The sequence below is a fragment of the Streptomyces sp. XD-27 genome (genome assembly GCF_030553055.1).
Taxonomy (GTDB): Bacteria; Actinomycetota; Actinomycetes; order Streptomycetales; family Streptomycetaceae; genus Streptomyces.
The window spans coordinates 5114693-5134909 of sequence record NZ_CP130713.1 but is presented as its reverse complement, the minus strand read 5'-3'; the positions used below and the strand labels follow the sequence as shown (position 1 = coordinate 5134909).

Genomic DNA, 20217 nt, shown 5'->3' with positions numbered 1-20217 from the left:
GCTACGAGCCCAGGATCGTCGTCAGGAACTCCCCCGTCCAGGCGAGCAGTTCGCGCCCCACCACCGGCTTGCCGCCGACCCGCGCCGTCGTCGGGCGCGGCACCAGCACCTGCTGGGTGGCGGGCTTGAGCACCGACCGCGGGTGGAGCCGCTTGAGCCGCAGCTCCTGGGACTCGCGCAGTTCCACCGGGCCGAAGCGGACGTTGGAGCCCTGGAGGGTGATGTCGGTGACGCCGCAGGCGCGGGCCAGCAGCCGCAGCCCGGCGACCAGGAGCAGGTTCTCCACGGGCTCGGGGAGCTTGCCGTAGCGGTCGGTGAGCTCCTCGCGGACCGCCGCGATGTCCTGCTCGTTGTTGGCGGAGGCGATGGCCCGGTAGGCCTGGAGACGCAGCCGCTCGCCGGGGGCGTAGTCGTGCGGGACGTGCGCGTCCACCGGCAGTTCGATCTTCACCTCCAGCGGCGGTTCCTCCTCCGCGCCGCCCTCCAGGGACGCGCGGTAGTCGGCGACGGCCTCGCCGACCATGCGGACGTACAGGTCGAAGCCGACGCCCGCGATGTGGCCGGACTGCTCGCCGCCGAGCAGGTTGCCCGCACCGCGGATCTCCAGGTCCTTCATCGCCACGTACATGCCGGCGCCCATCTCGGTGTGCTGGGCGATGGTGGCCAGCCGCTCGTGCGCGGTCTCGGTGAGCGGCTTCTCCGGCGGGTAGAGGAAGTAGGCGTAGCCGCGCTCGCGGCCGCGGCCGACCCGGCCGCGCAGCTGGTGCAGCTGGGAGAGGCCGAAGTTGTCGCCGCGCTCGACGACGAGGGTGTTGGCGTTGGAGATGTCGATGCCGGACTCCACGATGGTGGTGGAGACCAGGACGTCGAACTTCTTCTCCCAGAAGTCGACCACGACCTGCTCCAGGGCGCTCTCGGACATCTGGCCGTGGGCGGTGGCGATGCGCGCCTCGGGGACGATCTCGCGCAGCCGGGCGGCGGCCCGGTCGATGGACTCCACCCGGTTGTGGATGTAGAAGACCTGGCCCTCGCGGAGGAGTTCGCGGCGGATGGCGGCGCCGATCTGCTTCTGCTCGTACGGGCCGACGAAGGTCAGTACCGGGTGCCGCTCCTCGGGCGGGGTGGTGATCGTGGACATCTCGCGGATGCCGGTGACCGCCATCTCCAGCGTGCGGGGGATCGGCGTCGCGGACATCGTCAGGACGTCCACGTTGGCGCGGAGCTTCTTCAGCTGCTCCTTGTGCTCGACGCCGAACCGCTGCTCCTCGTCGACGATGACCAGGCCCAGGTCCTTGAACTTGGTCTCGGAGGAGAACAGGCGGTGGGTGCCGATGACGACGTCGACGGAGCCGTCCCGCAGGCCCTCCAGGACCGCCTTGGCCTCGGTGTCGGTCTGGAACCGCGACAGCGCCTTGACCACGACGGGGAACTGGGAATAGCGCTCGGAGAAGGTGCCGTAGTGCTGCTGGACGAGGAGCGTGGTCGGCACCAGGACCGCGGCCTGCTTGCCGTCCTGCACGGCCTTGAAGGCCGCCCGCACCGCGATCTCGGTCTTTCCGTATCCGACGTCGCCGCAGATCAGCCGGTCCATGGGGACCGTCTTCTCCATGTCCTCCTTGACCTCGGCGATGGTGGTGAGCTGGTCGGGGGTCTCCGCGTACGGGAAGGCGTCCTCCAGCTCCCGCTGCCAGGGGGTGTCGGCGCCGAAGGCGTGGCCGGGGGCGGCCATCCGCGCCGAGTACAGCTTGATCAGGTCGGCGGCGATCTCCTTGACGGCCTTCTTGGCGCGGGCCTTGGTCTTGGTCCAGTCGGCGCCGCCGAGCCGGTGCAGGGTCGGGGCCTCGCCGCCCACGTACTTGGTGACCTGCTCCAGCTGGTCGGTGGGGATGTAGAGGCGGTCGCCGGGCTGGCCGCGCTTGGCGGGGGCGTACTCCACCAGCAGGTACTCGCGGGTGGCGCCCTGCACGGTGCGCTGCACCATCTCGATGTAGCGGCCGACGCCGTGCTGCTCGTGGACGATGTAGTCGCCCGCCTGGAGGGTGAGCGGGTCGATGGTCTTGCGGCGGCGGGCCGGCATCCGGGCCGCGTCCTTGCCCGCGGCCTTCTGCCCGGACAGGTCGGTCTCGGTGAGGACGGCCAGCTTGCGGACCGGGTCGACGAAGCCGTAGTCGATGGAGCCGCAGGCGACGTGGACGACGGAGGCGGAGACCCCGGCGAGGTCGGCCTCCAGCCGGGCGGGGATGCCCTCGTTGCCGAGCACCTCGGCGGTACGGGCGGCGGGGCCGTGGCCCTCGGTGACGTAGACGATGCGCCAGCCGTCGGCGAGCCAGCCCTTGGTGTCGGCGAGCGCGCGGGCGGTGTCGCCGCGGTAGGACTCGGGGGCGTGCATGCCCAGCTTGAGGGTGTCCCCGCCCCCGCCGCGTCAGCGGCATATGTCAGGGTCTCGTCGGCGGCGAAGGGGCTGACGGACCACCACATCATGCCGAGCTCGCGGGCGCGGTCGCGGACGTCGGCGATGCCCCACAGCGAGGCCGCGCCGACGTCGATCGGCGCCTCGCCGCCGCCGGCGGACGCGGCCCAGGACGCCTGCAGGAACTCCTGCGAGGTGGCGACGAGGTCCGCGGCCCGGGTGCGCACCCGCTCCGGGTCGCAGACGACGGCCATGGACCCGTGCGGGAGGACGTCCAGCAGCAGCTCCATGTCGTCGACGAGGACCGGGGCGAGGGACTCCATGCCCTCCACGGCGATCCCCTCGGCGATCTTGCCGAGCAGCTCGGCCAGCTCCGGGTGGGCCTCGGCGAGCGCGGCGGCCCGCTGCCGCACCTGGTCGGTCAGCAGCAGCTCGCGGCAGGGCGGCGCCCACAGGCCGTGCTCGGCGACCTCCAGGGACCGCTGGTCGGCGACCTTGAAGTACCGGATCTCCTCGACGTCGTCGCCCCAGAACTCGACCCGGAGCGGATGCTCCTCGGTCGGCGGGAACACGTCCAGAATCCCGCCCCGTACGGCGAACTCACCGCGCTTCTCGACCAGTTCGACCCGGGAGTAGGCCGCGGCCGCGAGCCCGTCCACGATCTGCTCCAGATCGGCGGTCTGCCCGGTGCGCAGACTGACCGGCTCCAGCTCGCCGAGCCCCTTGACCTGCGGCTGGAGGACGGACCGTACGGGCGCGACCACGACGGAGACGGGGCCCGCGGCGGGGTCGTCGGCGCTGGGGTGCGCGAGCCGGCGCAGCACGGCCAGCCGCCGCCCGACGGTGTCCGAGCGCGGCGAGAGCCGCTCGTGCGGCAGGGTCTCCCAGGACGGGTACTCCACGACGGAGTCCTCCCGCCCCGGCGGCATCAGCGAGCGCAGCGCGGCGGCCAGGTCCTCGGCCTCCCGGCCGGTGGCGGTCACGGCCAGCACGGGCCGCCCGGCGGACCGCGCCAGTGCCGCGACGGCGAAGGGCCGCGCGGCGGGCGGCCCGACCAGGTCGACATGCATCCGGTTGCCGTCGGCGGCGGCCTGGACCGCCTCGGCGAGCGCGGGGTCTTCCAGACCCGCGTCGAGCAGACCGTGCAGGCTCATGAGGCAGTTCCCGTCCAGGTGTACGCAGGTGTGCGGGTGGACAACGCGAATCGCCCGACACGTGGCAACGGGCCGGGTTTTTCCCCAGCCTACGACGCCCCACCGACACCCGCGCCCGGCCGCCGGGTACGGCCGGGCGCCCCCGGCCCCGGTGCGCCGGGGCGCACCGGGGCCGGGTGTGGATCACAGATGGCCGAGGGCCACCACCGCGTCGTAGTACTTCTTGGCGGTCTTCCGGCACAGCTTCCGCTGGGTCTGGGTGTACGGGCCCCACTGGTGGTCGCAGGTCCAGTTCATGTCGTACAGGAACGTGTTATCGACATGCTTCTTGTTCGCCCTGCTGAACGCGTTCAGCTTCTTGTAGTTGCGGTAGCCGAAATCGTGCCGCGCACACGCGAAACCGAAATGGAAACCACCCGGGTCATCCGATACGCCGGTGCACCCGTCGTTCTTCCAGTTGAAGCCGTACGGGTTCCTGTTGTGCAGCCGCCAGTTCTCCCGGTCCACCGCGTAGTCACCACCAGCGTCCTGGCTCGCGGACGTCAGATGCTTCAGCCGCTTGAGCTTCTGCTCCCGGGAGTACGCCCTGGTCGCCGACTGGCCCGCGGCGGCCTCGGCCGACACGGTGGTGGTGGCCGTCGTCGCGGCGCGGTCCGCGTCCGCGGTCTCGGCCAGCGCCGGAGTGGCGAGCGAAATGGCCACGGCACCGGTGAGCGCGGCGCCGGCAAGAGACATGCCGAATTTCTTCACGAAGCGATTTCCCCTCTGCCTACCGGGTAAGTCATCCCGGTGGTCGATGGCGACCCGGTCGGGGGAAACGGGCATCTTCAACGAAATGACCCGTGCTTGTCGTCCCCCGAAATCCGAGCGCGTTCGAGACGCTATCGCACAGCATGGAATGGGCCAACCCGCTTGGCACGTTAATGCCAGTCCGGCGCATCCCCCCGCGATGCGCCGGACTGGCAGACCGAAAACGGAATCCGTTAATCCGTGGCGATGGCCTTGAGAACGTTCATCCGGCCCGCCCGGAAGGCCGGGGCGAGGGCGGCGAGCAGGCCGACCACGGCCGAGCCGAGGAAGACCGTGCCGATCGTCGGCCACGGGATCTCAAGGACCTTGAGCCCCTCCAGCGCCAGCAGCTTCTGCGCGGTGGCACCCCAGGCCATGCCCAGGCCCAGGCCCAGCAGGGCGCCGAAGATGGCGATCACCACCGACTCCAGGCGGATCATGCGCCGCATCTGGCGGCGGGAGAGACCGATGGCGCGCATCAGACCGATCTCCCGGGTCCGTTCGACCACCGACAGGGCGAGCGTGTTCACCACACCGAGGACGGCGACGATGATCGCCAGCGCCAGCAGGCCGTAGATCAGGTCGAGCAGCTGCCCGACCTCGTCCTCCATGAGCTTCTTGTAGTCGGCCTGGTTGCGGACCTCGATCCCCGGATACTGCTTCAGCGCCTTCTTGAGCGACTCGTACGCGGCGTCGTCCTGGCCGTCCTTGGCGACGGCGAACATCATGTCGTTGGTCGGCATCAGGTCGGCCGGGACGTACTTCTCGGCGGTCTTGATGCCTATGTAGAACGCGCCCTTGTTGAGGGAGACATCCTCGGAGGTGACGGCGGCGACGGTGAACGTGCCGGTCCTGCCGCCCGGGATGGTCACCCTCAGTGTGTCGCCCGGCTTGACCTTGTGGTCCTTGGCGAAGCCCTCGGGCACCGATATGGCGTCCCGGCCGAAGGCGCCGGCCAGTTCACCCGACACGACGGGCGTGCGCAGGTCCTCGGCAAAGGTGGCCTGGGCGACCTGCAGCTCCTGCTTGACGGTCTTGCCGTCCGGGGTGGCGATCCGGACGTCGTCGAACGTCTTGAGGTCCGTGACATGCTCCAGGCCGTGGACGCGGTGCACCGTCTTCGCGATCTTCGCGGTGATCGACTGGTTGTTGTCGGCCTGGACGATGAAGTCCGCGCCGACCGACTTGTCGAGCTCGTCGCTGGCCGAGGCGACCATCGAGGAGCCGACCACCGACAGGCAGGCGACCAGCGCGAGGCCGATCATCAGCGCGGAGCCGGTGGCGCCCGTACGGCGCGGGTTGCGCAGCGCGTTGCGCTCGGCCATCCGGCCGACCGGGCCAAAGGCCCGCAGCACCACCGCGGAGACCACCCGGACCAGGAATCCGGCCAGCAGCGGACCGATGACGATGAAGCCGATGAGGGACAGCAGCACCCCGAGGGCCAGGAACATCGAGCCGTCCGCCGCCTTGTCGGCGCCCGCGGCCATCACCAGGGCCGCGGCGCCGCCCGCCGTCAGCAGTAGGCCGATCGCGGCCCGGATCCGGCCGGCGCGGGCGTCCGCCGGGGTACCGGCCTCCCGCAGGGCGGCCATCGGGGAGATCTTCCCGGCCCGGCGGGCGGGGATGTAGGCGGCGATCACCGTGACGACGATGCCGATGGTCAGACCGACGACCGGGGTGGCGGTCTTCACCGTCAGCTCGTCGGTGCTGAGGTTGAGACCCGCACCGCCCATCAGCTTCATCAGGCCGACGGCCACCCCGATGCCACCGAGGACGCCGAGCGCCGAGCCGACGACGCCCAGGAGCAGCGCCTCGATGAGCACGGACCGGTTGATCTGCCTGCGGCTCGCGCCGATGGCGCGCATCAGGCCGATCTCGCGGGTCCGCTGGGCCACCAGCATCGAGAAGGTGTTGACGATGAGGAAGATGCCGACGAGCACGGCGATCCCGGCGAAGCCGAGCATCGCGTACTTCATGATGTTGAGGAAGTCGCCGATGCTCTCGCGGGCCTCGTCGGTCGCCTCGGCCTTGGTCTGCACCTTGAAGCCGGTGCCGATCTTGGCGATGACGGCCTTCTTCAGCTCGTCGTTGCTGACGCCGGGCTGGGCGGTGAGCCCGAAGCTGGTGTAGCCGTCCGGGACGCCCAGCACCCGCTCCTGCGCGGTGGCGTCGTCCAGCCAGATCATGGTGGCACCGGGGTTGGTCACCTTGAAGGTGGCGATGCCGACGATCCGCACGCGGAAGTCGCCAGGGATGGCGATGACCCGCAGCTCATCGCCGATCTCCAGCTTCTTCTTCTTGGCGGTGTCGGCGTCCACCAACGCCTCGGTGGGGCCGCGCGGCGCGTGACCGGAGGTCAGCTCCACCGCCCGGAGCTCGTTGCGGTCCCAGTTGCTGGCGATCGTCGGGGCGCCGCCGGTCGAGCCGATCTTCTCGTTGTCCTTGTCGACGACGGTGACCGCGTTGCTGGAGGTCTCGCCGGTGACCGTCTTGACGCCCTTGACCGACCGCAGCTCGGCGATCCGCGAGGCGGGCAGCGTCGGCGGCTTCCTGGTCTTCTGGACCTCGTCGGGTTTGGGCGCGTTCTCCGGGGCGACGGTGACATCGGGCGCGGTCGCCGCGAAGAGCTTGTCGAACGTGGCGTTGGTGGTGTCGGTGAACACGAGCGTGCCGCACACGAACGCCACCGACAGCAGGACGGCGACGGCGGAGAGCGCCATGCGCCCCTTGTGCGCGAAGAAGCTGCGCAGGGAGGTCTTGAGGACGATCACGACACACGCCCCCGGGCGTCGAAATGCTTCATGCGGTCCAGGACCTGGTCGGCGGTGGGCTGGTGCATCTCGTCGACGATCCGGCCGTCGGCCAGGTACAGCACGCGGTCGGCGTAGGAGGCGGCGACCGGGTCGTGGGTGACCATCACGATGGTCTGGCCCAGCTCGTCCACCGAGGCCCGCAGGAAGCCGAGCACCTCGGCACCGGCCCGCGAGTCCAGGTTTCCGGTCGGCTCGTCACCGAAGATGATCGCGGGGCGGGCCGCGAGCGCTCGGGCCACGGCGACGCGCTGCTGCTGCCCGCCGGAGAGCTGGTTCGGCCGGTGCTTGAGCCGCCCGGCCAGACCGACGGTGTCCACCACCCGGTCCAGCCACGCACGGTCCGGCTTCCGGCCGGCGATGTCCATGGGCAGGGTGATGTTCTCGATCGCGCTGAGCGTGGGCAGCAGGTTGAACGCCTGGAAGATGAAGCCGATGCGGTCCCGGCGCAGCCTGGTGAGCTTCTTGTCCTTCAGCCCGGTGATCTCGGTCTCGTCTATATGGATCTGGCCCGAGGTGACGGTGTCGAGGCCGGCGAGGCAGTGCATCAGCGTCGACTTGCCGGAGCCGGACGGGCCCATGATCGCGGTGAACCGCCCCCGCGCGATGTCCACGTCGACCCGGTCCAGCGCCACGACCCGGGTCTCACCCGAGCCGTACGCCTTCACGACCTGGCGCGCTCGGGCGGCGACAGCCGTATGTCCTCCACTGCCCCCGGTCCTGGGAATCGATACAGCCGTAGTCACGATGACCTCTCCTCGATGGGTATGCGCACGGCGATCCGCGTACTTCGATCGCTCCCAGAAGACTGCTTCACGGGAGGGGGTCGCCACGATGGTGCAGGGCACCGTTTTCACCCTGGGGTTAGCCCCACCCCTGGTGGCCCTGCCGTCCGTAGTCGGACATGACAACCCTAGGAGCGGGCTCCGGCCGCCTCATCCTCCGCCGGTACGAACCGCGAGTAGGAGGAACTCCCCTGTCTCCCCTAGGGGTACGGGGGTACCGGACCGGCCGGGCTCAGGGTTCCTTCCCCCGGCCCCGCGTGGAATGGTGGGCGATACACGAAAGTTCGACGGAGGGGAAGGCCACGGTGAGCGGCGCATCGGGACGGCCGACGAACGCGGATCCGCGACCCGATCGCCCCCGGCCACCCTCCGCACCGCCGCCCGGCCCCGACCAGCGCCGCCCGGTCGTCGCGGCCCTCATGCTGGGGATGGCGCTTGCCGCCCTCGACGCGACGATCATCTCCACCGCCGTCCCGCAGATCGTCGGCGACCTCGGCGGCTTCTCGGTCTTCTCGTGGCTGTTCTCCGGCTACCTGCTGGCCGTCACCGTCACCCTCCCGGTGTACGGGAAGCTCTCCGACACCTTCGGCCGCAAGCCCGTACTGATCACCGGGATAGCGCTCTTCCTGGCCGGTTCGCTGCTGTGCGCGGGTGCCTGGAACATGGCGTCCCTGATCGCCTTCCGGATCGTCCAGGGCCTGGGCGGAGGTGCCCTGCAGGGCACCGTGCAGACCATCGCCGCCGACCTGTACCCGCTCAAGGAGCGCCCGAAGATCCAGGCCCGGCTCTCCTCGGTGTGGGCGCTGTCCTCCGTACTCGGCCCGGCCGTCGGCGGCCTGCTCGCCGGGTACGCGGACTGGCGCTGGATCTTCCTGATCAACCTGCCGGTCGGTGCCGTCGCGCTGTGGCTGATCACCCGTCACCTGCACGAGCCCGCCCGGCCGGACCGGAAGGGAGCGCCACCGCCGCGGGTCGACTGGTCGGGCGCGCTGGCCATCTTCGCGACCGGCGGCCTGTTGCTGACCGCGCTGGTGCAGGGCGGCGTGGCCTGGCCCTGGCTGTCCGCGCCGTCGCTGGCGCTGCTGGCCGGGGCCGGGGTGTGCGCCGCGGTGACCGTGGTGATCGAGCGCCGGGCCGCGGAGCCGATCATTCCGGGCTGGGTGTGGCGGCGCCGGACGATCGCGGCGGTCAACCTCGCGCTCGGTGCGCTGGGGTTGCTGATGATCGCACCGACCGTGTTCCTGCCGACGTACGCGCAGTCGGTGCTGGGGCTCGGTCCGATCGCCGCCGGGTTCGTGCTGTCGGTGATGTCGCTGAGCTGGCCCATCAGCGCGGCGTTCAGCAACCGCGTCTACAACCGGATCGGCTTCCGCCAGAGCGCGATCATCGGGATCGGCCTCGCCGCGCTGATCCTGGCCGCCTTCCCCTTCCTGCCCTACCCGGGCGCCGCCTGGCAGCCCGCGCTGCTGATGCTGCTGCTCGGCGCCGCCCTCGGCCTGTTCCAACTGCCGCTGATCGTCGGCGTCCAGTCGTCCGTGGGCTGGTCCGAGCGCGGCACGGCGACGGCGTCGATACTCTTCTGCCGCCAGGTCGGCCAGAGCGTGGGGGCGGCGCTGTTCGGCGCCGTGGCCAACGCGACGCTGGCCGCGCGGCTGGACGACGCACCGGCGGACATCCGGCCCGGGCTGCCCGCCGACCTCGACACGGTGTCGCACGCGCTGGAGCACCCGGGGACGCTGTCGGACCAGGCGGCGGACTATCTGCGACGGGGCGTCGACACGGTCGTCGACCATGTGTACGTGGGAGCGGCGGGGGCCGCGGTGCTGGCGCTGGCGGTCCTGGTGCTGGTGGCTCCGCGGCGGTTCCCGGTACGGGAGGAGTTCGCGGAGCGGGACGAGCAGGAGGAGCAGACCGAACGGAACGAGCAGGACGCGCGGGCCGAGCAGGACGCGCGGGCCGAGCAGGACGCGCGGGCCGAGCGGGCCGAGCAGGACGCGCGCGAGCACCGGGAGGAGCGGAACTGGTCGGAGCAGACCTGACGGGCTTTGCCGGCCCGGGACTTGCGCGCTGACCGAAGGGGACGGTCAGCGGGAACGGTCAGTCGTCGGGTCCCGACGAGGGGCCCGGGACGCGCCCCGTCGCGTCCGGCGCCGGTTCGTCGTCGCCCGGCGGCGTGGCCGCCTCGGGCTCCGTGGACGGCACCACCCTGCCCGTGACCGCCGCCAGGCTGTTGCGCACATGCTCCAGGTGCGACTTGAGCTCCTCGCGGCGCGCCGCGTGGTCGCGCAGCGTGCGGTCCGTCTCCTGCACCACGCGCTGCTGGCGCGCCCGCGCCTGCGCGAGGATCTCCGCGCCCCGCGCCTCGGCCTCCTCCCGCAGGTGGCGGGCGGCCTCTTCCGCCTCCGCGTACGTCCGCTCGGCCTCCGCCAGCATGCCGCGTACGCACTTCTCACGCTCGGCGAGCCGGGCCTCCGCCTCGATGTCCTGATCGGCGAGTTCGCCCATCGCCGCCTCCCAGCGCTCGGCGTGCTGGGCCTCCTGCCGGGCGAGGAGGGCGGCCGCGCGGTCCCGGATCTCCCGCAGGTCGGCGAGTGCGGCGCTGTGCGTCTCCTTGGCCTCCTGCCGGGCAACTGTCCGCAGTTCGTTGGCGGCGGCCTCCGCCGCGTCGAGGGTGCACCGCTCCAGGTTCTCGGCCTCGATCCGTGCCCGGTCGGCCTCCTCGCGGGCGGCGCGCTGCACCTCGTCCGCCGCGGTGCGGGCCGCGGCGGCGCTCTCGCGGGCGGCCTCGTGGGCGCAGGCCCGCAGGCTGCACGCCTCCTCCTCCGTCATGGCCAGGAGCAGCTGGGCGCGGTCGCTGAGGGTCTCGTACGTCTGAGGGGCGAGTTGGGCGACGGTCTCGCGCAGCCGCTTGGCCTCGGCGGCCATCTCGTTGGCGAGGACGGTCAGCCGGGCGGCCCGCTCCCACGCCGCGTCGCGCTCCCGCGACAGCTCCGCGAACGTGCGGTCGACCTGGTCGGGGTGGTAGCCGCGACCGCCCCGACCGACGGCGGAGAAGCCATGACGTGACACCGACGGACTCATCCTTCAGACCCCTTTGGTACGGCGGGCAACGCGCTCCCGGCGCACATCTTGGTGGATCGGAGTTAATCGCCCATAACGCGACACTCCGCTTAACTTCCGGGTCGAAGATGAGTTACTCGAGGATTACTGGAGGAGAGAAACCGGAATCCGGCTGTTCGGGGCGGTACAGGGCAAAGGGAAGGCGCCCGACCAGATCCTCCGGTCGGGCGCCGTACGCGCGTTCAGTTCCACCCTGTCAGAGCAGGGCGTGAGGGGCGGCCGTCAGAGCAGCCCGTCCCACATCTGTTCCAGCAGGACCGCCCACCAGTTGTCGGGGGCGGACAGCGCGGCCGGGTCGAGGGCGGCGAGCTGGGCCTGGAAGTCGACGGTCCAGCGGCCCGCCTGCTCGGGCGTCAGCCCGTACCGCAGCCGCCACATCCGCCCGAGCAGCGCCATGCAGCGGACGAACTCCGGAAGTCCGGTGTTCACGAACTGCGGCGGCACCGGCGCCCCGCCGGGCCCGGCCTCCACGGGCACGGCCACGATGTGCGCCGTGCCGTACTGCACACACAGCTGGCGGCCGAAGTCGTTGCCCATGACGAGGTACGAACCGGCGTCCGAGGCGGGCTGCACCCCGCGTTCCGCCGCCAGCTCGGCCAGCGTCGGGATCGGGCGCCCCGGCTGCGCCTGCGCCCAGAAGAACGGGCCGAAGTCCAGGGGCAGACCGGCCCAGACCAGCGTCTGCGCGACCGCGTCGGGTACGCCCATGCGGGACACCGCGCGCTGGTCGAAGCGGAAGACGCCCTGCGGTCCGAACGCGCCGGCCAGCTCCTGCGCCAGGCCCTCCGGCGGCGCCGGTGGCACCCGCTGCACCTGGCTGGGGTGCGGCAGCGGCACCCGGTTGGGTGCCGGGCGGGCGGGGCCGTCGGCCACCTGGTGCAGCTCCCCCTGATGCTCGATCAGGTGCCGTACGCCCTGCTGGCGGGTGGCGTGGTCGCGGCCGTACGCGGCGGTGTGGCTGATCCGCACCTGCGGCCAGTTCTCGCGGATCATGCGGGCGCAGTAACCGCCGGGCAGGTCGCAGGACTCCAGCTCGGTGTGCAGCTCCAGCACCTGCTGCGGCGGGACGTTCATCGCGCGCAGCTCGTGGAGGATCTGCCACTCGGGGTGCGGGGTGCCGGGCGCGGAGCGGCGGATGAGCTGCTGCTCGGAGCCGTCCTGCGCGCGGTAGCGGAGGACGGCCATGTAGCCGGGGCCGACCGTCGGCAGGCCGGTGGGGGCCTGCGGATAGCCGTACGGACCCGAGCCGGGCGGCGGCACCATGCCGGGAGCACCGGGCGCGCCGGGAGCACCGGGGGGAACCGGTCCGGGCTGACCGGGCATCCCGGGGGCACCCGGCATCTGCGGCGGCTGACCGGGCCCACCCGCGAGCATGGTCGCGGCGGCGTGCACGCCACCGGGCGGCGGCGTGCCCGGCGGTACGAGCGGCGGCGTGTGCGGACCGGTCGGCGCACCGGGGGCACCCGGAGCCGCGGGGGCCCCGGGAACACCAGGCGCACCAGGCGCACCAGCAGCACCGGGCGGCAGCGGGCCCGGCTGCCCCGGCGCACCGGGCATACCCGGAGCACCAGGCACACCCGGCGGACCGGCGAGCATCGTGGCGGCGTGATGGGCACCGCCCCCGGGCGTCCCAGGAGCGCCGGGAGCACCCGGTGCGCCAGGCGGCGGGGTGGGCTGCCCAGGCGCGCCGGGAGCCCCGGGCGCACCAGGGGCACCGGGCGGGCCGGGCGGCTGCGGACCGTTCTGACCGGGAACACCGGGAACACCGGGAACACCAGGGGCACCGGGGACACCAGGCGGACCGGGCACACCCGGAGCACCGGGCACACCCGGAGCACCGGGCGCACCGGGAGCCGCGGGGACCCCAGGGGCACCGGGCGCACCCGGCGGCGGGCCGGCCTGCCCCGGCTGACCGGGCCCGGCGAGCATCGTCGCGGCGACGTGCACTCCGCCGGGGGCGCCGGGCGGACCGGGCGGCGGCGTGTTCGCACCACCGGCGCCGGGCGCACCCGGCGCACCAGGTCCCGCCGCTCCCGCGGCGCCACCCAGGCTCTCCGAGTCGAGCGCGGACATCAGCTGAGTCGGTACGTAGCCACCCGCGGGCGCACCCGGGGCGCCGGGCCCCGACGGCGGCGGAGGCGTGCCCGGCCCCGCACCCGGAGCGCCGGGGACACCCGGAGCACCGGGAACGGGCGGTACGCCAGGGGCCCCCGGAGCGCCAGGAGCGGCCGGGACACCCGGAGCACCTGGAACACCCGGAGCACCCGGAGCGCCCGGAGCGCCCGGCGGCGGCACCGGAGCACCGCCCGGCACGGCCTTGCTGGTGGGCGCGGCGGCGATGTCGGCCGCGCCATGCCCCGGCAGATCGATCGCCGGGGCGATGGCGGTGCGCGGCAGAGCGCTGCCCGCCGACATCAGTTCGGTCTTGGCGTCGGGCCGCACGCCCGGCACGGGCGTGTCCTCGTCGTCGGAGCCCGCGAGCGGCGGGGCGAAGACGGTGGCGGGCGGGACGACCGAGCGGCCGTCGTCGTCACCCGGGTTGGTGTCGGCCCAGGGCGTACCGCCGCTGGGCGCACCCGCACCGGACGCACCGGCCCCCGCCGGACCCGGCGGAGCCCACGGACCGCCGGCCCCGGACGACGCCCCGGCAGCGGGGCCACCGGCCGCCGCGTTGCCGAAAGACGGCGCACCTGCGGACGCGCCCGCCGCGCCACCCCCGGACTCACCGGATGCCGGCGGAGCCCACGGACCGCCGGCCCCGGCCCCGGACGACGCGTCACCCGCGGCCCGGCCGTCCCGCGCCATGGCATCCCGCATCACGGCGTCGACCGGCTCCTCCGGCCCGGCGTGCGGACCAGCGGCGGACGTGCCTGTTCCTGTGCCCGCGCCCCCCGCGGAGCCGTCGCCCCACGAGCCGCCGCCGGGCACGGCGTCGGACGGTTCGCCCGCTCCCGCGGACGCCCCGAAGCCGCTCTTCGTACCAAACGCACCGGATGCACCGGATGCACCAGACGCGCCGGATGAATCAGACGCACCGGCTATCGCCCCGCCCGGCGAGCCACCGGGCGCGCCGGCTATCGCCCCATCCGGCGAGCCACCGGCGGAACCACCCGACGTACCCCCACCACCCGACGTACCGCCCGACGCCCCCTGGCGCCGGTCCGGGATGCCCATCGCGTCCGCCGCCTCCTGGAGCCACTCCGGCGGCGTGAGCAGGAAGGACGTCGCGTTGAGGTCGATGCGCTGCGGCGCGGGCGTCTCGGCCGGATCCTCCTGGACCGTCCCGTACGCCTCCTCGTACCGGCGGATGACCTCGCCGACCGGCAGCCCCGGCCACAGCGTGGTCTCCCCGCTGTCGCGGGCGATGACCAGGCGCGCGCCCTCGGTCGCCGCGCCGGAGACCGGCCCGCCCTCGCGGTCCTCGGCCCAGGCGACGAAGCCCAGGCCGAACTCCCGCACCCGGACCTCGCGCTGCTGGTAGCCCGGCACGCCGGCGTTGACCCACAGCTCCGCGCGCTCCTGCGCCTGCGCGAACGTCACCATCGCGCTCACCCCTCCACCGGGACGGCGTACGCGAAGCCGCCGTCCACCATCAGATGCGCCACGGTCTCCAGCTCCGGCGGGTTGCCCGCGAGCCGCAGCAGGAAGGCGTCGAAGTCGTCGCCACAGGGCAGCATCAGCCGCTCGACCCGGTCCTGGACCGTCCAGCCGTCCTGGTCGCGCGCGTCGTCATAGGCACAGAACCAGACGGAGCCGATCGCGTCGCCCTTCACCTTGACCGCGATCACGCCGCCCTGGACGAACCCGACGCCCAGGTAGTCCTTGGTGAAGTGGTCCCGGAGGCACTTGTTGACGTACACGAGGTCGTTGACCGCCGCCTCCTCCCGCACCGTGAAGAAGGGCTGGTCGACCAGGAGCCCCAGCTCGGCGTCGAGCGCGGCGCCCACCGGCGCGCAGCCGCCCGCCGCCTTGAGGAACGAGCGGTACGCCTCCGGAAGCCGGTAGCCGAGGTCCTCCTCGACGCCCAGCACCTGCTCCTCGGTGACCGATATGCCGCGCTTGGGCAGCCCGAAGTGCACCGGCCGGGTCTCCTGGAGCGGGCGTGTGCCGCGCTTGTCCTGGTCGACGTTGGCCGTGGCGAGCCCGCCGTGGTGCCGCAGAAGCGCCTTCACCTCGGCGGGGATCAGCTCCATGCGGCGCGTGCCGGCGACGTGGTGCCAGGTCCAACCGTGCGGGGTGGCGACCGACGACAGCCCGTCCCACAGCTCGTGGCCGGCGCTGTGCAGCGCGGCGTTGGCGGAGACGAAGTCCGTCAGCCGCAGTTCGTCGACGCCGAACCCCTCGGGCGGCTCGGCGATTTCGGCAGCCGCCCGCGCATAGGGAGAGAAGTCCGGAAAGCCGCTTTCGTCCACCCGTACACCTCTGGGGTGACGGGCCGCCCGAACCGGGTCCGGGAAGTGCACGACCTGCCCGGCGTAGGCCGTGTTCGGTGGCGCGGCATGCTGCCCGAGCCGACCTGTCGTCATGGCGGTTGCCCCCTGCTGCTGCTGGCTACTGACCGACAGCCTATGCGGTGCCGCAACAGCCGACCCCGCCCCGGCACCCACAGTGACATCACACCGCCCGCGACGCGCCCGGTTGACACCTGACTTCCGCCACACCCGCCCCATTTGGCAGGCTGACCCCCGCAACAGGGGGATTGCGCGCGGATTGCGCAGGGAGGGAAAGACCGCCATGAAGACTACGGAGGGTCGTGGCGCCACGGCACCCGCGGCCGGTGATCCCCGGCTGAGCTGGGGCGCCGACACCGCGGACGGGCCGCCCGCGCTGCTGCACCGCCGCGACGGCATCCTGCCCGCGGTCGCCGCCGCGCTCACGGTCCGCGGCGAGACACTCACCTGCACCGCGAGCAAGGCCGACCAGCCGCCCGCGCTCCACCCGCTCGTCCAGGACTTCTTCGACACGCTCGGCACCGCCCAGCGCGAGCGGTTCACCGGCCGCTGCCCGGAGGCCGTCCTGCTCTCCCGCCATCTGACCGGCGTGGAGGGCGCCCGGAGCAAGCGCGCCTCGCGCAAGCCGCTGACCAACAGCGAGGCGCGGCGGGCGCTGAAGCAGGCGAAGATCACCGCACGGCACATCCGGGAGGAGGGCGACCCCCGGCACGGCGGCTACGCTCAGCCCTGCCGGTCCTGCTCGGCGCTCCTGGCCCACTTCGGTGTACGCAGCGTCGGCGCCCCCGAGACCGGCACGGCCGGCACGGACAAGGGCTGATCGATGCGCGCTTTCGACCGTACGGCGGCGACCCGCTTCTCCGTCGCCGTCGACGCCACCCTGCGCGAGGCGGGCTGGCAGCCCGGCCGCTGGGACATCCGGCAGGCCGAGGTGTGGGCGGACACGCTGCGCGCCCACGAGTCCCCGGGCGGCCACCGGCACCGCGTCTTCCCCGCGGCCGTCGAGGCGTGGGCGGAGTTCGGCGGGCTGGAGGTGCAGCCGCCCGGCGCGGGGCGGCAGATCGCGCCGACCCCGTTCCGGATCGACCCGATGAGCGGCCTGCACCTGTCCCGTACGCTCGCGGACCTGGGCCGGGCGCTGGGCACGGAGGTCGCTCCGCTGGGCGAGGAGGCGCACGGGCAGGCGCTGCTGACGATCGACGCGGAGGGTCGGGTCTACAGCCTCGACCACACCGGGGACTGGTTCCTGGGCGCGGACCTGGACGCGGCGCTGGCCACGCTGATCACCGGTTTACTGCCGCAGCGACTGTCCAGGTCCGGGGCCTGACCGTGGGCCGGGGCCTGTCCATCGGCCGGGGCCTGACCATCAGCCGGGGCCTGTCCATCTGCCGGGGCCGCCCCGGCGGTACAGGGGCTCTCCCCGGCCCCGCCCTCCCGTAGCCGGGACTCCCCGGCCCCCGCGGCTCAGGCCGTCGGCTCGCGGTTCGGTATCACCGCCGAGACCCGGAAGCCGCCGGTGTCCGTCGGGCCCGAGACGAAGCCGCCGCCCAGCGTCGCCACCCGTTCCCGCATCCCGATCAGGCCGTTTCCGCCGCTGGGCAGGTCCGCGTCCGCAGCGCACCGGTCCGACGGCCCGTTCTCCACCAGGACCGCGACCTCCGCGTCCCGGCGGGCGAGCCGGACCCGGGCCGTGGCGCCGGGTGCGTGCTTGTGCACGTTGGTCAGCGCCTCCTGGACCACCCGGTACGCGGTCTGCTCCACGCGCGGCGCGTACCGCCGCTCCTCCCCCTCCACCGACAGCTCGACGGTCATCCCCGCCGTACGCGACTGCCCGACCAGCGCCTCCAGCTCCGCCAGGCTCGGCCCGCCGGCGGCCTCGTCCGCGGCCGCGGAGGCGGCCGCCGCCACCGACGCCAGCGGCGCGGGCCCGGCCGGGCGGGTGACCGCGGCGCCGGACACGCTGTCCTCGGAGCGCAGCACACCCAGCATGGTGCGCAGCTCGGTGAGGGCCTGGCGGCCCATGTCGCCGACGAGCCCGGCGTTCTTCGCGGCCTTCTCGGGGTCCTTGAGCGCCACCGCCTGGAGGGCCGCCGCGTGCACCACCATCAGGCTCACCCGGTGCGCCACGACGTCGTGCATCTCCCGCGCTATGCGGGTGCGCTCCTCGTTGCGGGCCCATTCGGCGCGCTCCTCGGCGCGCTCGGCGAGCAGGGACAGTTCGCGCTCCAGGCCGTCCGCGCGCTCGCGCAGGCTCTCCACCAGGCGCCGCCGGGCGCCGACGTACAGCCCCAGGAGGATGGGCGGGGCGGTGACGCCGATGGCCATCACCGCGACGAGCGGGGCCACCCACATCCACTGCTGGTTCCAGTCGCCCTCCATGTCCCGGTTGAGCGTGACCATCGTGACGATCAAGGCGGCGACGAAGGACATTCCGGCGAGTACGGCCGTGATGCGGCGCGGGATGTCGGACGCGGCGAGGGTGTACAGGCCCACGACGGTCAGCAGCAGGCCCATCTCGGCGGCGGTGACGGCGACCGAGACCAGGACGACCGCGATCGGCCAGCGCCGCCGCAGCACCAGCGACGCGCCGACCAGGACGCCGAGCACCACCCCGAACGCCACGGGCAGCCGTGCGTCGCGCGCGAAGAGGACGCCTTCGCCGCCGCATTCGGCCGCCGATATCAGTGCCAGCGCGACGTCGAGGACGACACTTCTTCGCCGTGGCCACCACCACAGCCCCCCGGGCCTGCCAGCAGGCATGCCCTCCTCGACGGCTTCCCCCGTTCCGCTCATACGCACCAATGTACGGCCGGTCGCCACCGGTTTTCCGGGGCGCGCGGAGCGTGCGCGGACGGACACGCACGGCTGCGCTCCGGGCGTGGGACGCGGCATGGACCAGGGGCACGGGCCGGGGGCGTCGCATCCGGGGCCTGAGGTACGGCATAGTAGGCATGGCCATCCCGGCAACAAGGTCAATTGTCCGGTTTGGCTAAATTTGCAATCCCCTGTGGTGTAATCAGGCAGCACAGCGGTTTTTGGTGCCGTTTGTCAAGGTTCGAATCCTTGCAGGGGAGCTGTCCACGTCGCCCCATTCATCGGGTCCTGACCACCAGGTCGGGACCCGTCCTCGTTTCCGCCGAGGAACGCCCCGGTATCCTGCGGGTGTCCACCCCCGAAGCCGAAGGGCACCACCCGTGAGCGCCAACCGCCCGGCAGCCGTCGTCGTCCTCGCAGCGGGTGAGGGCACCCGCATGAAGTCGGCGACCCCCAAGGTCCTGCACCCCATCTGCGGCCGGTCCCTCGTCGGACATGTGGTCGCGGCCGCGCGCGCCCTGGACCCCGAGCACCTCGTCGTGGTCGTCGGACACGCCCGCGAGCAGGTCGCCGCCCACCTCGCCGAGGCCGACCCCGGCGTGCGCACGGCCGTCCAGGCCGAGCAGAACGGCACCGGGCACGCGGTCCGGATGGGCCTGGAGGAGCTGAGCGCCGCCGGCGTGGCCCTCGACGGGACCGTGGTCGTCGTCTGCGGCGACACCCCGCTGCTCACCGGCGAGACCCTCAAGACGCTCGCCGGCACCCACGCCGCCGACGGCAACGCCGTGACCGTCCTGACCGCCGAGGTCCCCGACGCCACCGGCTACGGCCGGATCGTGCGCGGCGCGGACGGCGCCGTGACCGCGATCGTGGAGCACAAGGACGCCACCGAGGCCGAGCGCGCGATCCGCGAGATCAACTCCGGGGTCTTCGCCTTCGACGCACAGCTGCTCACCGACGCGCTCGGCAAGGTGCGCACCGACAACAGCCAGGGTGAGGAGTACCTCACCGACGTGCTGGGCATCCTGCGCGAGGCCGGACACCGGGTCGGCGCCTCCGTCGCCGCCGACCACCGCGAGATCGTCGGGATCAACAACCGGGTCCAGCTCGCCGAGGCCCGCCGAATGCTCAACGAGAGGCTGCTGCACCAGGCCATGCTGGCCGGGGTGACCGTCGTGGACCCGGCCACCACCTGGGTGGACGTCACCGTCACCTTCGAGGCGGACGCGCTGGTGCACCCGGGCACCCAGCTGCTGGGCGCCACCCACGTCGCCACCGGGGCCGAGGTCGGCCCGAACTCCCGGCTCACCGACACCACCGTCGGCGAGGGCGCCACCGTCGGCTTCACCGTCGCCGACAGCGCCGTGGTCGGCCCGGGCGCCTCCGTCGGCCCGTACGCGTACCTGCGCCCCGGCACCAAGCTCGGCGCCAAGGCCAAGGCGGGTACGTACGTGGAGATGAAGAACGCCGAGATCGGCGAGGGCACCAAGGTGCCGCACCTGTCCTACGTGGGCGACGCGACCATCGGCGAGTACACCAACATCGGTGCCGCGAGCGTCTTCGTGAACTACGACGGCGAGGCCAAGCACCACACCACGGTCGGCTCCCACTGCAAGACCGGCTCGGACAACATGTTTGTGGCTCCTGTCACGATCGGGGACGGCGCCTACACCGCCGCCGGCTCGGTCATCACCAAGGACGTGCCCCCGGGTTCGCTCGCTGTCGCCCGAGGCCAGCAGCGGAACATCGAGGGCTGGGTGGCCCGCAAGCGCCCCGGCAGCGCCGCCGCGCAGGCCGCCCAGGCCGCTCGCCAGGAGGGCGACGGCGCGCAGTGACCGTGCGCGGGTGCGCCGTGCGGGGCGTTACCGTAAAGAAGCGCATCAA

At 72.9% G+C, this 20217-nt stretch carries 11 protein-coding genes, 1 tRNA gene and 1 pseudogene; 5 read left to right on the top strand and 8 right to left on the bottom strand.

Going from position 1 to position 20217, the window contains the following annotated elements:
* Position 1: 1 nt before the first annotated feature.
* The 4 genes and pseudogenes from mfd to Q3Y56_RS22250 form a co-directional block, all read right to left on the bottom strand.
* Positions 2–3564: pseudogene (gene mfd / locus Q3Y56_RS22265) on the bottom strand (transcription-repair coupling factor).
* A gap of 183 nt (positions 3565–3747) precedes the next feature.
* The gene (locus Q3Y56_RS22260) at positions 3748–4299 is read right to left on the bottom strand and encodes a phospholipase (protein WP_304463613.1); all 552 of its coding nucleotides are present in this window, start codon (positions 4297–4299) and stop codon (positions 3748–3750) included.
* A gap of 248 nt (positions 4300–4547) precedes the next feature.
* Positions 4548–7124 (bottom strand): ABC transporter permease, encoded by a 2577-nt coding sequence (locus Q3Y56_RS22255; RefSeq protein ID WP_304463612.1) that lies wholly within the window; start codon positions 7122–7124, stop codon positions 4548–4550.
* On the bottom strand, positions 7121–7909 hold the full coding sequence (locus Q3Y56_RS22250) for an ABC transporter ATP-binding protein (RefSeq protein ID WP_304463611.1): 789 nt from the start codon (positions 7907–7909) through the stop codon (positions 7121–7123). Before Q3Y56_RS22250 ends, Q3Y56_RS22255 begins: the two co-directional genes overlap by 4 nt.
* Positions 7910–8367: 458 nt before the next feature.
* Between Q3Y56_RS22250 and Q3Y56_RS22245 the strand changes: the two genes are divergently transcribed.
* Positions 8368–9987 carry an MFS transporter gene (locus Q3Y56_RS22245; protein ID WP_304465734.1) on the top strand — a complete coding sequence of 540 codons (1620 nt, stop codon included), beginning with the start codon at positions 8368–8370 and terminating at the stop codon, positions 9985–9987.
* 58 nt (positions 9988–10045) lie between these two features.
* Here Q3Y56_RS22245 and Q3Y56_RS22240 read toward each other — a convergent pair whose 3' ends face one another.
* From Q3Y56_RS22240 to Q3Y56_RS22230, 3 genes are all read right to left on the bottom strand, one after another.
* Positions 10046–11017: a cellulose-binding protein gene (locus Q3Y56_RS22240; protein ID WP_369696777.1), complete on the bottom strand. Its 972-nt coding sequence runs from the start codon at positions 11015–11017 to the stop codon at positions 10046–10048.
* A 273-nt stretch (positions 11018–11290) separates the two neighbouring features.
* Positions 11291–14611: an SUKH-4 family immunity protein gene (locus Q3Y56_RS22235; RefSeq protein WP_304465733.1), complete on the bottom strand. Its 3321-nt coding sequence runs from the start codon at positions 14609–14611 to the stop codon at positions 11291–11293.
* Positions 14612–14616: 5 nt separating this feature from the next.
* The gene (locus tag Q3Y56_RS22230; RefSeq protein ID WP_304463609.1) at positions 14617–15594 is read right to left on the bottom strand and encodes an SMI1/KNR4 family protein; all 978 of its coding nucleotides are present in this window, start codon (positions 15592–15594) and stop codon (positions 14617–14619) included.
* A gap of 208 nt (positions 15595–15802) precedes the next feature.
* Between Q3Y56_RS22230 and Q3Y56_RS22225 the strand changes: the two genes are divergently transcribed.
* Positions 15803–16339, top strand: coding sequence for a YwqJ-related putative deaminase (locus Q3Y56_RS22225; RefSeq protein ID WP_304463608.1), 537 nt, complete (start codon positions 15803–15805; stop codon positions 16337–16339).
* A gap of 3 nt (positions 16340–16342) precedes the next feature.
* Positions 16343–16846 carry an SUKH-3 domain-containing protein gene (locus Q3Y56_RS22220; RefSeq protein ID WP_304463607.1) on the top strand — a complete coding sequence of 168 codons (504 nt, stop codon included), beginning with the start codon at positions 16343–16345 and terminating at the stop codon, positions 16844–16846.
* A gap of 137 nt (positions 16847–16983) precedes the next feature.
* On the opposite strand, the gene Q3Y56_RS22215 is transcribed toward Q3Y56_RS22220, so the two are convergent.
* Positions 16984–18312: a sensor histidine kinase gene (locus Q3Y56_RS22215; protein WP_304463606.1), complete on the bottom strand. Its 1329-nt coding sequence runs from the start codon at positions 18310–18312 to the stop codon at positions 16984–16986.
* 208 nt (positions 18313–18520) lie between these two features.
* Here Q3Y56_RS22215 and Q3Y56_RS22210 point away from each other — a divergent pair.
* A tRNA-Gln gene (locus Q3Y56_RS22210) sits at positions 18521–18593 on the top strand.
* 120 nt (positions 18594–18713) lie between these two features.
* Positions 18714–20168 (top strand): bifunctional UDP-N-acetylglucosamine diphosphorylase/glucosamine-1-phosphate N-acetyltransferase GlmU, encoded by a 1455-nt coding sequence (glmU, locus tag Q3Y56_RS22205; RefSeq protein WP_304463605.1) that lies wholly within the window; start codon positions 18714–18716, stop codon positions 20166–20168.
* The last annotated feature ends 49 nt before the right edge of the window (positions 20169–20217 follow it).

Excerpts from the sequence above, each read along its gene's own strand:
- Q3Y56_RS22220 (WP_304463607.1), top strand. The coding sequence starts at position 16,343 with ATGCGCGCTTTCGACCGTACGGCGGCGACCCGCTTCTCCGTCGCCGTC.
- Q3Y56_RS22215 (WP_304463606.1), bottom strand. The coding sequence starts at position 18,312 with ATGAGCGGAACGGGGGAAGCCGTCGAGGAGGGCATGCCTGCTGGCAGG.
- Q3Y56_RS22230 (WP_304463609.1), bottom strand. The coding sequence starts at position 15,594 with ATGACGACAGGTCGGCTCGGGCAGCATGCCGCGCCACCGAACACGGCC.
- Q3Y56_RS22260 (WP_304463613.1), bottom strand. The coding sequence starts at position 4,299 with ATGTCTCTTGCCGGCGCCGCGCTCACCGGTGCCGTGGCCATTTCGCTC.
- Q3Y56_RS22235 (WP_304465733.1), bottom strand. The coding sequence starts at position 14,611 with ATGGTGACGTTCGCGCAGGCGCAGGAGCGCGCGGAGCTGTGGGTCAAC.
- Q3Y56_RS22245 (WP_304465734.1), top strand. The coding sequence starts at position 8,368 with ATGCTGGGGATGGCGCTTGCCGCCCTCGACGCGACGATCATCTCCACC.
- Q3Y56_RS22225 (WP_304463608.1), top strand. The coding sequence starts at position 15,803 with ATGAAGACTACGGAGGGTCGTGGCGCCACGGCACCCGCGGCCGGTGAT.